The sequence below is a fragment of the Pseudomonas sp. YuFO8 genome (assembly GCF_035065025.1).
In the GTDB taxonomy this organism is placed as follows: domain Bacteria; phylum Pseudomonadota; class Gammaproteobacteria; order Pseudomonadales; family Pseudomonadaceae; genus Aquipseudomonas; species Aquipseudomonas putida_AE.
On sequence record NZ_JAXDEQ010000030.1, the window covers coordinates 18,773 to 33,325 of the forward strand.

Annotated in this window: 12 protein-coding genes; all 12 read right to left on the reverse strand. The window is 60.0% G+C overall.

Going from position 1 to position 14,553, the window contains the following annotated elements:
- Position 1: 1 nt before the first annotated feature.
- The 12 genes from nuoC to SOP95_RS22820 all read right to left on the reverse strand — a co-directional run bounded on the left by nuoC (position 2) and on the right by SOP95_RS22820 (position 14,182).
- A complete protein-coding gene (gene nuoC / locus SOP95_RS22765) occupies positions 2-1,786 on the reverse strand; it encodes an NADH-quinone oxidoreductase subunit C/D (RefSeq protein WP_274074757.1) in 1,785 nt (594 codons plus the stop codon).
- A 73-nt stretch (positions 1,787-1,859) separates the two neighbouring features.
- Positions 1,860-2,534 (reverse strand): NuoB/complex I 20 kDa subunit family protein, encoded by a 675-nt coding sequence (locus tag SOP95_RS22770; protein WP_046037844.1) that lies wholly within the window; start codon positions 2,532-2,534, stop codon positions 1,860-1,862.
- Between the two features lie 10 nt (positions 2,535-2,544).
- Positions 2,545-2,958 carry an NADH-quinone oxidoreductase subunit A gene (locus SOP95_RS22775; protein WP_007905050.1) on the reverse strand — a complete coding sequence of 138 codons (414 nt, stop codon included), beginning with the start codon at positions 2,956-2,958 and terminating at the stop codon, positions 2,545-2,547.
- A gap of 462 nt (positions 2,959-3,420) precedes the next feature.
- On the reverse strand, positions 3,421-4,746 hold the full coding sequence (gene aceA, locus SOP95_RS22780; RefSeq protein WP_007970439.1) for an isocitrate lyase: 1,326 nt from the start codon (positions 4,744-4,746) through the stop codon (positions 3,421-3,423).
- Positions 4,747-5,222: 476 nt separating this feature from the next.
- Positions 5,223-5,984: a secretin N-terminal domain-containing protein gene (locus tag SOP95_RS22785; RefSeq protein ID WP_274074758.1), complete on the reverse strand. Its 762-nt coding sequence runs from the start codon at positions 5,982-5,984 to the stop codon at positions 5,223-5,225.
- Positions 5,985-6,337: 353 nt separating this feature from the next.
- The gene (locus SOP95_RS22790; protein ID WP_032831798.1) at positions 6,338-6,763 is read right to left on the reverse strand and encodes a GNAT family N-acetyltransferase; all 426 of its coding nucleotides are present in this window, start codon (positions 6,761-6,763) and stop codon (positions 6,338-6,340) included.
- Positions 6,756-7,925, reverse strand: a complete 1,170-nt coding sequence (locus tag SOP95_RS22795) for a ribosomal protein uL16 3-hydroxylase (protein ID WP_323608409.1) — start codon at positions 7,923-7,925, stop codon at positions 6,756-6,758. The genes SOP95_RS22790 and SOP95_RS22795 overlap by 8 nt, the downstream gene beginning before the upstream one ends.
- An 86-nt stretch (positions 7,926-8,011) precedes the next feature.
- Positions 8,012-9,382, reverse strand: a complete 1,371-nt coding sequence (purB, locus tag SOP95_RS22800) for an adenylosuccinate lyase (RefSeq protein WP_007940861.1) — start codon at positions 9,380-9,382, stop codon at positions 8,012-8,014.
- A 124-nt stretch (positions 9,383-9,506) separates the two neighbouring features.
- Complete coding sequence (hflD, locus tag SOP95_RS22805) at positions 9,507-10,130, reverse strand: high frequency lysogenization protein HflD (RefSeq protein ID WP_046817168.1); 624 nt, start codon at positions 10,128-10,130, stop codon at positions 9,507-9,509.
- The gene (mnmA, locus tag SOP95_RS22810; protein WP_274074760.1) at positions 10,127-11,260 is read right to left on the reverse strand and encodes a tRNA 2-thiouridine(34) synthase MnmA; all 1,134 of its coding nucleotides are present in this window, start codon (positions 11,258-11,260) and stop codon (positions 10,127-10,129) included. Before mnmA ends, hflD begins: the two co-directional genes overlap by 4 nt.
- A gap of 59 nt (positions 11,261-11,319) precedes the next feature.
- On the reverse strand, positions 11,320-11,766 hold the full coding sequence (locus SOP95_RS22815) for an NUDIX hydrolase (protein WP_323608410.1): 447 nt from the start codon (positions 11,764-11,766) through the stop codon (positions 11,320-11,322).
- Between the two features lie 190 nt (positions 11,767-11,956).
- Positions 11,957-14,182, reverse strand: a complete 2,226-nt coding sequence (locus SOP95_RS22820) for an NADP-dependent isocitrate dehydrogenase (protein WP_274074762.1) — start codon at positions 14,180-14,182, stop codon at positions 11,957-11,959.
- Positions 14,183-14,553: the final 371 nt, after the last annotated feature.

Sequence of the window (14,553 nt, forward strand, 5' to 3'; positions counted from 1 at the left end):
CTTAGCGGTCCACGTCGGCCATAACGAAATCGATACTACCCAGGTACGCGATCAAGTCCGCGACCATGCTGCCTTTGATCACCGAAGGGATCTGCTGCAGGTGCGGGAAGCTTGGGGTACGAATCCGGGTGCGGTAGCTCATGGTGCCGCCATCGCTCGTCAGGTAATAACTGTTGATGCCCTTGGTCGCTTCGATCATCTGGAAGGATTCGTTGGCCGGCATGACCGGGCCCCACGAAACCTGCAGGAAGTGCGTGATCAAGGTTTCGATGTGCTGCAGCGTGCGCTCTTTCGGTGGCGGCGTGGTCAGCGGGTGATCCGCCTTGTACGGGCCTTCCGGCATGTTGCGCATGCACTGGTCGATGATCCGGATGCTCTGGCGCATCTCTTCGACGCGCACGATGCAACGGTCGTAGGCATCGCCATTGGCGGCCAGCGGCACTTCGAACTCGAAGTTCTCGTAGCCCGAGTACGGACGCGCCTTACGCAGGTCGAAGTCGCAACCGGTGGCACGCAGGCCTGCACCGGTGACGCCCCATTCCAGGGCTTGCTTGGTGTTGTAGTCGGCGACGCCGATGGTCCGGCCGCGCAGGATGCTGTTGTCCAGTGCGGCTTTCTGGTATTCGTCCAGGCGCTTGGGCATCCACTCGACGAAATCCTTGACCAGTTTTTCCCAGCCGCGCGGCAGGTCGTGGGCGACGCCACCGATGCGGTACCAGGCCGGGTGCAGGCGGAAACCGGTGATGGCTTCGATCACCGTGTACGCTTTCTGGCGGTCGGTGAAGGTGAAGAACACCGGGGTCATGGCGCCGACGTCCTGGATGTAGGTACCCAGGAACAGCAGGTGGCTGGTGATCCGGAAGAACTCAGCCATCATGATGCGGATGACGTCGACTTTCTCGGGCACCTTGATGCCGGCCAGCTTCTCGACCGAGAGCACGTACGGCAGGTTGTTCATCACGCCGCCGAGGTAGTCGATACGGTCGGTGTACGGGATGAAGCTGTGCCAGGACTGACGCTCGGCCATCTTCTCGGCGCCACGGTGGTGGTAACCGATGTCCGGAACGCAGTCGACGATCTCTTCACCGTCCAGCTGCAGGATGATGCGGAATGCACCGTGCGCCGAAGGGTGGTTCGGGCCGAGGTTGAGGAACATGTAGTCCTCGTTCGGGCCGGAACGCTTCATGCCCCAGTCTTCCGGCTTGAAGCGCGCGGACTCTTCCTCGAGTTGCTGCTTGGCCAGGTTCAGGGTGAACGGGTCGAACTCGGTGGCACGGGCCGGGAAGTCCTTGCGCAGCGGGTGACCTTCCCAGGTCGGCGGCATCATGATGCGCGACAGGTGCGGGTGACCTTTGAAGTCGATGCCGTACATGTCCCAGACTTCACGCTCGTACCAGTTGGCGTTCGGCCAGATGCTGGTGACGGTCGGCAGGCTGAGGTCGCTCTCGGACAAGGCGACCTTGATCATTACGTCACTATTACGCTCGATCGACATCAAGTGGTAGAACACGGAGAAGTCGACGCCGTTCGGCAGCCCTTGACGCTTGGTACGCAGACGCTCGTCCACGCCGTGCAGGTCATAGAGCATGACGTACGGCTTGGGCAGGTTGCGCAGGAATGTCAGGACTTCGACGAGTTTGGCACGGGCAACCCAAAGCACCGGCATGCCGGTGCGGGTAGGCTGGGCGGTGAACGCCTCCGGGCCAAAACGGTTGTTCAGTTCGACGACCACATCCTGGTCGTCTGCCTTGTAAGGCGGGATGTACAGAGCACTGCCTGTAGTCATGGTTATTTTATCGCTTTCGGTCAACGTAAAGAATGAAGCCAGTGTCTCGTTCTATTAAAGAAGCAGATCTGGATCAGACTTCGTCGGGGCTGCGCAGGTTGGTGACTGCGATTCGCTGTTCGCGGCGCTTTTCCTTCTCCGAAGGCATCTCGGCGCGGTAGACGCCTTGATCACCAACGACCCAGGAAAGCGGACGACGCTCCTGTCCAATCGACTCCTGCAGCAGCATCAAACCTTGCAGGAAAGCTTCAGGACGGGGCGGGCAGCCAGGCACGTAGACGTCCACGGGCAGGAACTTGTCCACCCCTTGAACGACGGAGTAGATGTCGTACATGCCACCGGAGTTGGCGCACGAACCCATGGAGATGACCCATTTAGGTTCGAGCATTTGCTCGTAGAGACGCTGGATGATCGGCGCCATCTTGATGAAGCAGGTACCGGCGATAACCATGAAATCCGCCTGGCGCGGCGATGCCCGGATAACCTCGGCGCCAAAGCGCGCGATGTCGTGGGGCGCCGTGAAGGCGGTGGTCATTTCCACGTAGCAGCACGAAAGGCCGAAGTTGTACGGCCACAGGGAGTTCTTGCGCCCCCAGTTGATCGTGCCGTTAAGCACGTCTTCGAGCTTGCCCATGAAGATGTTTTTGTGGACTTGATCTTCTAACGGATCGGAAACGGTTTCCCGCTGGCCAATCGGATACTGCTCGTTAGGAGCATCGGGGTCGATCCTGGTGAGATTGTATTGCATTGCCAAAGCCTCATTGTTTCAGCTTCGCTTGCCGCTTGCGCCGAGCTTCCGGAGCCCAGTCAAGGGCACCCACTCGGAATAGGTAGACAAGACCTGCCAACAGAATTGCTATGAAAACGAGAGCTTCGACGAATCCGGTCCAGCCGCTTTCGCGGACGGACACAGACCATGCAAAGAGAAAGAGGGCTTCGATATCGAAGATCACGAACAGCATCGCGACCAGATAGAATTTGGCTGAGAGCCGCAAGCGGGCGCCACCTGTAGGTAGCATGCCGGACTCGAACGGTTCGTTTTTGCTGCGGCCCCAGGCTTTTGACCCGAGTAGGCTGGAGACACCGAGCATGAAGGCGCAGAGGCCGCCGACGCCTAGAAGGAAAATGGCAAAGCCCCAGTTGTGGGCCATGAGTCCTGTCGCTTCGGGCATGCTGGTAATCCTTAACAGAGAGCAAAGGTCTCTGAGCTTGAAAAAGTAACAAAGCAGTGACGATATGTCGCAGCAATCAATCCCGCTGATTTTATGGCTAAACACCCAGCAAGTAAAATTCCTATAGCGAAATTATTTATAGGAATAAGGACATAGCGAGCGGTAAAAGCGCCGTAGCCCTTGCGTTGCGGGCATTAGCCGGCATTTCGGGAATTATGTTTTGTAAGGAATGTAACGAACATAGTTTTCGCTAAATGATAATCAATATTGTTTGTGCCGGTTTTTAAACTGTTTAGTGGGTTTAGGGTGGGGAAGTTGTCTTATTTGCGCATTACAGGGTTTTGTTGTGTATGGGGAATTGCGGGCAAAAAAACGCCCCGAACCAGTCGGGGCGTCAGGTGTGCAGCGCTGCGGTTAGCTTTCTATAAGGCCCGCGGCGGCTGATGTCTCAAGTGAAGCAGATCAGTGGAACTGTTCTTCTTCGGTCGAACCGGTCAGCGCGGTTACCGAAGACGAGCCACCCTGGATCACGGTGGTCATGTCGTCGAAGTAGCCGGTGCCCACTTCCTGCTGGTGAGCCACGAAGGTGTAACCCTTGGCAGCATCAGCGAACTCTTGCTCTTGCAGCTTCACGTAGGCAGTCATGTCGTTGCGGGCGTAGTCGTGCGCCAGGTTGAACATGCTGTGCCACATGTTGTGAATGCCGGCCAGGGTGATGAACTGGTGCTTGTAGCCCATGGCGGACAGTTCGCGCTGGAACTTGGCGATGGTCGCGTCGTCCAGGTTTTTCTTCCAGTTGAAGGAAGGCGAGCAGTTGTACGACAGCAGTTGGTCCGGGTATTCCTTCTTGATCGCTTCAGCGAAGCGACGGGCCTCGTCCAGGTCCGGCTTGGCAGTTTCGCACCAGATCAGGTCGGCGTACGGAGCGTAGGCCAGGCCGCGGGCGATGGCTTGATCCAGGCCGGCGCGCACCTTGTAGAAACCTTCCTGGGTACGTTCGCCAGTCACGAATGGCTGGTCGTACGGGTCGCAGTCGGAGGTCAGCAGGTCAGCGGCGTTGGCGTCGGTACGGGCCAGGATGATGGTCGGGGTACCGGCAACGTCGGCTGCCAGACGGGCAGCGGTCAGCTTCTGTACGGCTTCCTGGGTAGGAACCAGTACCTTGCCGCCCATGTGGCCGCATTTCTTCACGGAAGCCAGTTGGTCTTCGAAGTGAACGCCGGCGGCGCCTGCTTCGATCATGCTCTTCATCAGCTCGTAGGCGTTCAGTACGCCGCCGAAACCGGCTTCGGCGTCAGCCACGATTGGCGCGAAGTAGTCGATGTAGCCAGCGTCGCCCGGGTTCTTGCCGGCTTTCCACTGGATCTGGTCGGCGCGACGGAACGAGTTGTTGATGCGCTTGACCACGGTCGGTACCGAGTCAACCGGGTACAGAGACTGGTCCGGGTACATCGATTCGGCGGAGTTGTTGTCCGCAGCCACTTGCCAGCCCGACAGGTAGATTGCCTGGATACCGGCTTTGACTTGTTGTACAGCCTGGCCGCCGGTCAGGGCGCCCATGCAGTTGACGAAATCTTTCTCAGGACGGAAGGCGGGCTTGGCACCCTGGGTAACCAGGTTCCACAGCTTCTCGGCGCCCATTTTTGCAAAGGTGTGCTCAGGTTGAACCGAGCCACGCAGGCGGACGACGTCAGCAGCGGAGTAAGTGCGTGTCACGCCTTTCCAGCGCGGGTTCTCAGCCCAGTCTTTTTCGAGGGCTGCAATTTGCTGTTCGCGTGTCAGTGCCATGGGAGATAAACCTCGTCGCGTCTTTATGAAAAGTTGTTCTGCGGTGGAAAATTCCTGCGCTCGCTGACCAGAAGCTTAGGTGGTCAAGTCGGGTTCGGCGGGGATGGCGACGGGATGAACGATGGGCTCGAGGGGAAGTGAGCAGGTAAGGGCGAACTGGCGGGCGCATTCGGGCGTCGTGGGCCTTGGTGCGAACTTCAGTGTGATGCCGGGTTTACCTAAATACGCTTCCGTCCCTCGGGACAACTTCGTTCCAGTCGGCAACCTCGTCAAACACACCTTGTGGGCGGTACAGACACGAAGCGGTTCGCGGGGTAGATGCGAACATCGCCTCGAAGGCCCTTGCCAGGGCCCCTGATTAGCGGGAGCGAGGCCATCATGCCTTTGCTTTTTTGGCTCGTCAAACGTTTTGTAGTGCTTTTTTTCAAGCACTACATCTTTGGTCTAATACGACTCCTCAGTCAGTTTTCGGGGCTTTAGTCCAAAGTATCGACTTTCACCCGCAAGGTCATGTCGTTGCGGCTCTGGGTCGAGTAGCTGCGGCTCCCGCCCTGTTTGTCGGCCTGGGTCTGACCGTTGACCCCGGCCAGCAGGATCCACTCGCCCAGGCGGCCGGTGACGGTTGTGTCGGTGCTTTGCACGTTCACTACATCGGGACGTTCCTGGCTCATTCGGTCACGGTTTGTGCTGATCGACAGGTGAACGATCTCGCCGGTGACGTTGGCGGTGACGTAGAAGCCCTGGGTGACGTTGCGGTATTCGGTCTGGCTGCGCAGGTCGCCGTAGGAGTCGGTCTGGCTGCTCGTCAGCGGTACGCTTTGGCCCACCTGGATCAGCGCTGGCATGCCGTCGGTGGCCTGGACCTGCTGGATGCCACCGTCCCGGCTGTCGGTGCTGTGGCTGATGATGCGGGTCTGGCCCGGTTTGGCGCCGTTGACCGAATAACCCTGATTGCCCTGGGAGTTGTTTTCGTTGGTGTCGACGGTAATCAACAGGCGTTTGGGCGCGGTGTCGAGTTGACCGATCAAGGCCTTAAGTTCGTCGATCTTGCGCTGATCGGCATTGACGATCAGCTGATTGCCGTAGGCGCTGACCTGGCCGTCCTTGCCGATGAAATCCTGCGCCACCGGCAACATGTCGGCGCTGGTGTGGTAGTTCAGCGGCACGATTTCGGTGGCGGCCATGAGCGGTAAACTGCAGGTCACCAGCAGTGTGGTGAGCAGGGTGCGTAGGGACATATCCGTTATCTCCGCCAGCTTCAAAATGTTGATATTGCCAGTTTGTCGGCCTGGGATGTCTGTAGGAGCGAGCTTGCTCGCGAAAAACTTGATCGCGACACGTTGCTTCAGGCAGCACGCGTCATCGTTCACCTACATCGCGAGCAAGCTCGCTCCTACAGGTTTGGGTGATAGCAGTGTGTCGGCCTGGGAGGGGGCAAGTTTAATGCTAGACAGCAAAACGCCCCGGCATCGCGTGATGGCGGGGCGTTTTGTGGTGTGCCTACTGGCCTCTTCGCGAGCAAGCCCGCTTCCACAGGGGAATGCATTCCAATTGTGGCAGCGGGCTTGCTCGCGAAGGCCGCGACTCGGTATCAGGCCGAATGGCGAACCATGTCCACATGCGGAATCCCTGCTTCCAGGAACTCCTCGCTGACCATGTGAAAGCCCAGGCGCTCATAGAACGCCGTGGCTTGCACCTGGGCGCTGAGCATCTGCTGCTTCAGCCCGCGCTCTTCGGCTTCGCCGATCACCGCGTGCATCAGTGCATCGCCGACTTTCAGACCGCGCCAGTCCTTGAGGACCGACACCCGGCCGACGTGACCGTCGGGCAGCAGGCGGGCGGTGCCCACGGGAAAGTCGCCTTCGAGGGCGAGGAAATGCACGGCCGTCACATCATCGGCATCCCATTCCAGCTCGGGCGGAACGGATTGCTCGGCGACGAACACCGCTTCACGAATGCGCCGGATCTCGGCGTTGTCTTTCTGCCAGTCTGCGACACGTACGTGAATCTTATTCATCGGCAAACCCCAGGCTTCCTTGCTTGACCAGTTCGCACAGCAGGCCGCGGCCGTCTTCGTCGGCCAGCCAGTCACCCAGGTTGTCGACGTGCAAGGCGTCGGCCGCGCAGATCATCTTCAACAACTCGCGCAGTTTGCCCGGCAGGTAACGGCTCTGGCCGCTGGCGAACAGCAGCAGGTCGTCATCGACTTCCGACCAGGCCAAGCGTGCGCTTGGATTGCGGATCAGCACCGCGCCTTGTTCCAGCGCGCCGAGGACGTCGTCTTCTTCGAGATCTTCCGGGCCGACCACCAGTTCCGGGTAACGCGGCTCGGTCATGAACTGGCCGAACCAGGTCAGCAGCAGGCGCTCGTCGTTCATGTGCTCGGCCAGCAGGCCTTTGAGGCGATCGAGGGCGTCGTGCTGGATCTGATGCGGATCCGCCACCGGCTGGGCGTCGGCGTCGGTGTAGCGCTCTTCGTCCGGCAGGAACTGGCTGAGGAAGTCGGTGAAGTGGGTCAGCACTTCAGCGGCGCTCGGTGCACGGAAACCGACCGAGTAGGTCAGGCAGTCATCGACGGCCACCCCGCAATGGGCCAGGCGCGGCGGCAGGTAGAGCATGTCGCCCGGTTCCAGGACCCACTCATCGGTGGCTTCGAATTCGGCGAGGATGCGCAGGTCCGCGTGTTGCAGCAGCGGGCTTTCGGAGTCGCACATCTGGCCAATTTTCCAGTTGCGCTTGCCGTGGCCTTGCAGCAGGAACACGTCGTAGTTGTCGAAGTGCGGACCGACGCTGCCACCGGGGGCGGCGAAGCTGATCATCACGTCGTCGATGCGCCAGCTCGGCAGGAAGCGGAAGTTTTCCAGCAGTTCGCTGACTTCCGGCACGAACTGGTCCACGGCTTGTACCAGCAGGGTCCACTCGCGTTCCGGCAGTTTGCTGAATTCGTCTTCGGCGAACGGGCCGCGACGCAATTCCCAAGGGCGCTCGCCGTTCTCGATCACCAGACGCGATTCGACTTCTTCTTCCAGCGCCAGGCCGGCTAGTTCGTCGGCGTCGATCGGGCTTTCGAAATCGGGAATCGCCTGACGGATCAGCAACGGTTTTTTCTGCCAGTAGTCGCGCAGGAACTCGCGTGCCGTGATGCCGCCCAGAAGTTGAAGAGGAATGTCAGGATTCATGTGTAACCTATTGAAAAAAAGCACTTTTCATACGGGAATAAAAACGCCCGGCGCGGCCGGGCGTCTTAAACGGGTCTAGCGGTCGATCAGATGCGCTTGGCTTGCGCTACAGCGTTGCCAATGTAGTTGGCCGGGGTGAGCAGTTTCAGCTCGGCCTTGGCCGCGGCTGGCATGTCCAGGCCGTCGATGAAAGTCTGCAGCGCTTCAGGGCTGATGCCCTTGCCACGGGTCAATTCTTTCAGCTTTTCGTACGGGTTTTCGATGTTGTAGCGACGCATCACGGTCTGGATCGGCTCGGCCAGCACTTCCCAGCAAGCGTCCAGGTCAGCGGCAATCTTCTGCTCGTTGAGCTCCAGCTTGCTGATGCCTTTGAGGCTGGCTTCGTACGCGATCACGCTGTGGGCGAAGCCGACACCGAGGTTGCGCAGTACGGTGGAGTCGGTCAGGTCGCGCTGCCAGCGGGAGATCGGCAGTTTGCTCGCCAGGTGCTGGAACAGTGCGTTGGCAATACCCAGGTTGCCTTCGGAGTTTTCGAAGTCGATCGGGTTGACCTTGTGCGGCATGGTCGACGAACCGATTTCGCCAGCGATGGTGCGCTGCTTGAAGTAACCCAGGGAGATGTAGCCCCAGATGTCGCGGTCGAAGTCGATCAGGATGGTGTTGAAGCGCGCGATGGCGTCGAACAGCTCGGCGATGTAGTCGTGCGGTTCGATCTGCGTGGTGTACGGGTTGAAGCCCAGGCCCAGCTCGTCTTCGATGAAAGCGCGAGCGTTGGCTTCCCAGTCAATCTCAGGGTAGGCCGACAGGTGCGCGTTGTAGTTGCCCACAGCGCCGTTGATCTTGCCCAGCAGCGGTACGGCAGCGACTTGAGCGATCTGGCGCTCCAGACGGTAAACCACGTTCGCCAGCTCTTTACCCAGGGTGGTCGGCGAAGCCGGTTGACCGTGAGTGCGCGACAGCATCGGCACGTCGGCGAAACGGATGGCCAGTTCGCGGATGGCGTTGGCGGTCTGGCGCATCAGCGGCAGCATCACATCATCACGGCCTTCGCGCAGCATCAGGGCGTGGGACAGGTTGTTGATGTCCTCGCTGGTGCAGGCAAAGTGGATGAATTCGCTGACCTTGGCCAGTTCCGGCAGCTTGGCCGCCTGCTCCTTGAGCAGGTATTCGATGGCTTTTACGTCGTGGTTGGTGGTGCGCTCGATCTCTTTGACACGCTCGGCGTGCTCCAGGGAGAAGTTTTCCGCCAGGGTGTTCAGCACAGCGTTGGCTTCGGCGGAGAACGCCGGCACTTCGCTGATGGCAGGGTGAGCGGCCAGGCGCTGGAGCCAGCGCACTTCAACCAGGACGCGGGCACGGATCAGGCCGTACTCGCTGAAAATTGGGCGCAGGGCCTGGGTTTTGCCGGCGTAGCGGCCGTCAACAGGGGAAACCGCAGTGAGCGAAGAAAGCTGCATGGGGTGTTCTCGGACAGTCGGGCAACGAAATGGGGCGCGTATCATACATGAAAAAATCCGCCGGTCCGTCGCCAACTGACCGGCGTATTACGCGTATTGCTGAGTTCGGTGCTGTAGATGCGGGTTATTCGTTACGCATCAATGGGTAAAGCTCTTTGAGCAATTTGCGGCGGCTGATCACCAGTTGCCAGCGATGACCGCCCAATTGCCGCCACAGGCGAGCCGAACGGATGCCGGCCAGCAGCAGGGCACGAATTTTCGAGGCGTTGCTCGGTTGCTGCAGGTTGCGCATGTCGCCGTGCACCTGGATGCGTTGGCGCAGGGTGCTCAGGGTGTCCTGATACAGCGCGCCGCAGGCGGCGATCACGTTTTCGTGGGCCGGGCCGAAGTGCTCGACCTGGGACTGGATCTGCGGCAGGCGTTTGCCGATCACGTCCAGCATGTCGCTGCGCTTGGCCAATTGACGTTCCAGGCCAAGCATAGCCAGGGCATAACGCAGCGGCTCACGCTGCAGGGCGCTCGGATCGCGTTCGAGGGCGCCGATCAATGCGCGATAGCCTTCGCGCAGGTTGATGTCGTCGCCGCCGTAGACCTCCAGGGTGTCCTTAGGGTCGCGGATCAGCAGGCTGCCGAGCATGCAGGTCAGGCCGGCCTCGTTGGTCTGGCCGGTCTTGGCAATCTTGTCGACCAGCACCGCGGCGAGAAATACACCGCCGAGGGCCGTCAGTTGCTCCTGAGTGGGGGTCATTGAGCCTGGCCTTTGCTGGTCCAGGGTTCAGCCACTTCAATGACGCCGCCGCCGAGGCAAATCTCGCCGTCGTAGAACACCACCGACTGACCCGGGGTGACCGCGCGTTGCGGGTCATCGAAGGTCGCGCGGTAGCCGGTGGCGGTCTTCTCCAGGGTGCAGGGCTGGTCGCTCTGGCGATAACGAACCTTGGCGGTCAGCTGGCGCGGCTGGCTCAGGTCGATCGGGTTGACCCAATAGATGTCCGAGGCGAGCAGGGCGCGGGAGAACAGCCACGGGTGATCGTTACCCTGGCCAACGATCAGTTCGTTGTGCGCAAGATCCTTGATCAACACGTACCACGGCTCGTCACTGGCGTCTTTCAGACCGCCGATGCCCAGGCCCTGGCGTTGGCCGATGGTGTGGTACATCAGGCCATGGTGGCGGCCGATGATTTCGCCTTCGGTGGTCTTGATCTCGCCCGGTTGCGCCGGCAGGTACTGCTTGAGGAAGTCGCTGAAGCGGCGCTCGCCGATAAAGCAGATGCCGGTGGAATCCTTTTTCTTCGCGGTCGCCAACTCGTATTTCTCGGCAATCGCCCGCACCTGCGGTTTTTCCAGCTCGCCGACCGGGAACAGGGTCTTGGCGATCTGCTCACCACCCACGGCGTGCAGGAAGTAGCTCTGGTCCTTGTTCGGGTCCAGGCCCTTGAGCAACTCGGTGCGGCCGTCGATGTCGCGGCGACGCACGTAGTGGCCAGTGGCGATCAGGTCGGCGCCGAGCATCATGGCGTAGTCGAGGAACGCCTTGAACTTGATCTCCCGGTTGCACAGGATGTCCGGGTTCGGCGTGCGGCCGGCCTTGTATTCGGCCAGGAAGTGCTCGAACACGTTGTCCCAGTACTCGGCGGCGAAGTTGGCGGTGTGCAGCTTGATGCCAATCTTGTCGCACACGGCCTGGGCGTCCGCCAGGTCATCCATGGCGGTGCAGTATTCGGTTCCGTCGTCTTCTTCCCAGTTCTTCATGAACAGGCCTTCCACCTCATAGCCCTGCTCGATCAGCAGGAGGGCGGAAACGGAAGAGTCCACGCCGCCGGACATGCCGACAATGACGCGCTTCTTTTGTGTGTCAGAAGGGGCTGGATCACGCATAGGGATTCAATGAGTGTCTTGAAAAAGGACGCGATTCTAACAGGCCGAAGCCCGCAAGGCTAAAGAGAAGGACGGATCAATTCGAGACCGAAGCGAATACCGGCCCGATAGTCGTCGATGCAGCGCATGATCAGCTCGCTGCGCCAGTTTTCGCGCTGCTCGATTAATTCCTCGCGGGTCAACCACTTGGCGCCGACGATGCCCTCGTCCAGTTGATAATCGGGGTGATGTTTCAGCGCTTTGGCGATGAAGCAGACCCGTTGGTAGGTGACGCCGTTGCTTGGGGCGGTATAGAGATAAATGCCCAGTACGCCGGTGGGTTCGACGTCCCAGCCGGTTTCTTCGAGGGTTTCACGCACGGCGGCTTCGGTCAGGGTTTCGTCCGGGTCCAGGTGGCCGGCGGGCTGGTTGAGCACCACGCGTCCGTGCTTGAGTTCCTCGACCATCAGGAAGCGGCCGTTGTCTTCGACGATGGTGGCGACGGTGATGTGGGGTTTCCACTCCATAAAATTCCCTCAATGTTGAAATGCTGCCCCTGTAGGAGCTGGCTTGCCAGCGAATGCGGTGGATCAGCCGCCCTCAATGTTGAATGGTAGGCCGCCATCGCTGGCAAGCCAGCTCCTACAGGGGATTGTGTGAATTCTGAAAACACAAACCCCGGCACATGGCCGGGGTTTGTGGTGCTTCCTTACAACCTTAAACCAACGCTGCAACCGCTGCGTTGAAAGTTGCGCTAGGACGCATGGCCTTGCTGATCAGCTCGGCGTCGGCGTGGTAGTAACCGCCGATGTCCACTGGCTTGCCCTGGACGGCGTTGAGCTCGGCAACGATGGTCGCCTCGTTCTCGGTCAGGGTCTTGGCCAGGGTCGCGAACTGCGCTTGCAGTGCAGTGTCTTCGGTCTGGGCAGCCAGGGCCTGGGCCCAGTACAGCGCCAGGTAGAAGTGGCTGCCGCGGTTGTCGATGTTGCCGACTTTACGCGATGGCGACTTGTTGTTGTCCAGGAACTGGCCGGTGGCCTGGTCCAGGGTCTTGGCCAGAACCAGCGCCTTGGGGTTGTTGTAGGTCACGCCCAGGTGTTCCAGGGACGCGGCCAGGGCCAGGAATTCACCCAGCGAATCCCAACGCAGGAAGTTCTCTTCCAGCAGTTGCTGCACGTGCTTCGGAGCCGAACCGCCGGCGCCGGTTTCGAACAGGCCACCGCCGTTCATCAGCGGCACGATCGACAGCATCTTGGCGCTGGTGCCCAGTTCCATGATCGGGAACAGGTCGGTCAGGTAGTCGCGCAGGACGTTGCCGGTCACCGAGATGGTGTCCTTGCCTTCGCGGGTGCGCTGCAGGGTGAACTTCATCGCGTCGACTGGCGCCATGATCTGGATGTCCAGGCCGGCCGTGTCGTGATCCTTCAGGTAAGCCTGGACTTTCTCGATCACCACGCCGTCGTGGGCGCGCATCGGGTCCAGCCAGAAGATCGCTGGCGTGCTGCTTGCGCGAGCACGGTTGACGGCGAGTTTGACCCAGTCCTGGATCGGCGCGTCTTTGGTCTGGCACATGCGGAAGATGTCGCCGGCTTCAACCGACTGTTCCAGCAGCAGGGTGCCGTTGGTGTCGGTCACGCGGACTACACCGTTGGTCTTGATCTGGAAAGTCTTGTCGTGGGAGCCGTACTCTTCGGCTTTTTTCGCCATCAGGCCAACGTTCGGCACGCTGCCCATGGTGGTGGGATCGAACGCGCCATTGGCCTTGCAGTCTTCGATGACCGCCTGGTAGATGGTGGCGTAGCAGCGATCCGGGATCACGGCCTTGGTGTCGTGCAGCTGGCCGTCGGTGCCCCACATCTTGCCGGAGTCACGGATCATGGCTGGCATCGAGGCGTCGACGATGACGTCGCTCGGCACGTGCAGATTGGTGATGCCCTTGTCGGAGTTGACCATCGCCAGGGATGGACGAACGGCGTAGACCGCCTGGATGTCGGCTTCGATCTGCGCTTGTTGCTCGGCCGGCAGGGCCTTGATGCGAGCGTACAGGTCGCCGATGCCGTTGTTCAGGTTGAAGCCGATCTGCGCCAGCACGTCAGCGTGCTTGGCCAGTGCGTCCTTGTAGAACTCGGCAACGATCTGGCCGAACATGATCGGGTCGGAGACCTTCATCATGGTCGCTTTCAGGTGAACCGACAGCAGCACGCCCTGGGCCTTGGCGCTTTCGATTTCAGCGGCGATGAAGGCACGCAGAGCATTTTTGCTCATGACGGCGCAGTCGAGGATCTCGCCAACCTGAACGGTGGTCTTTTCTTTCAGGACGGTGGTGGTGCCGTCTTGAGCGATCAGTTCGATCTTCACGGCGCCAGCAGCGTCGATCAGGGCGGCTTTTTCGCTGCCGTAGAAGTCACCGCTGCTCATGTGTGCAACGTGGGATTTGGAGTCAGCAGCCCAGGCGCCCATCTTGTGCGGGTGCTTGCGCGCGTAGTTCTTCACCGACAGCGGCGCGCGACGGTCGGAGTTGCCTTCGCGCAGTACCGGGTTCACGGCGCTGCCCTTGACCTTGTCGTAACGGGCCTTGGCTTCTTTGTCGGCGTCGCTGCTCACGGTTTCCGGATAGTCCGGCAGGGCGTAGCCCTGGGCCTGCAGTTCCTTGATCGCGGCTTGCAACTGCGGAACCGAGGCGCTGATGTTCGGCAACTTGATGATGTTGGCTTCAGGCGTAACGGCCAGGGCGCCCAGTTCGGCGAGGTGGTCGGCTACGGCTTTGTCACCCAATTGCTCGGGGAAGCTGGCCAGGATACGCCCTGCAAGAGAGATATCGCGGGTTTCAACGGCGATATCAGCCGAGGCGGTGAACGCCTCTACGATAGGCAACAGTGAATAGGTGGCGAGGGCGGGAGCTTCGTCGGTGAAGGTATAGATGATCTTCGAGCGGGTGGGCATATTCGGATTAACTCTCTCTTCTTTGCTAAAGCGTGCGCAGAAACTCGAGGGGCGCCGGGTAAGCGCGTTCGTTCAAAGTCATCCATGAGCCGAATATCGAGATTTCGTTGCTGTGATGTTGGGTGCATCAAGTAGGGCGTCAAGTAGGCGGGCTGCGGTAGCAGACCGTCTCATCGGGTGGAAACACTCGTCGTAGAGCTGTTCAACCTGACGTGACCCTTTAGTCAGCGGCGGCATTATACATAGGTAGCTGGCAATCTGCCGATGGTTCACACACAACGTTTGTCGTCCATTGGTCTAAAGGTCGCAGGGGCGAGCAAGGCGTAAGGTCGTTCGTCGTGCTTGAGTTTGGCGCTTTTCCCTTTGATTTC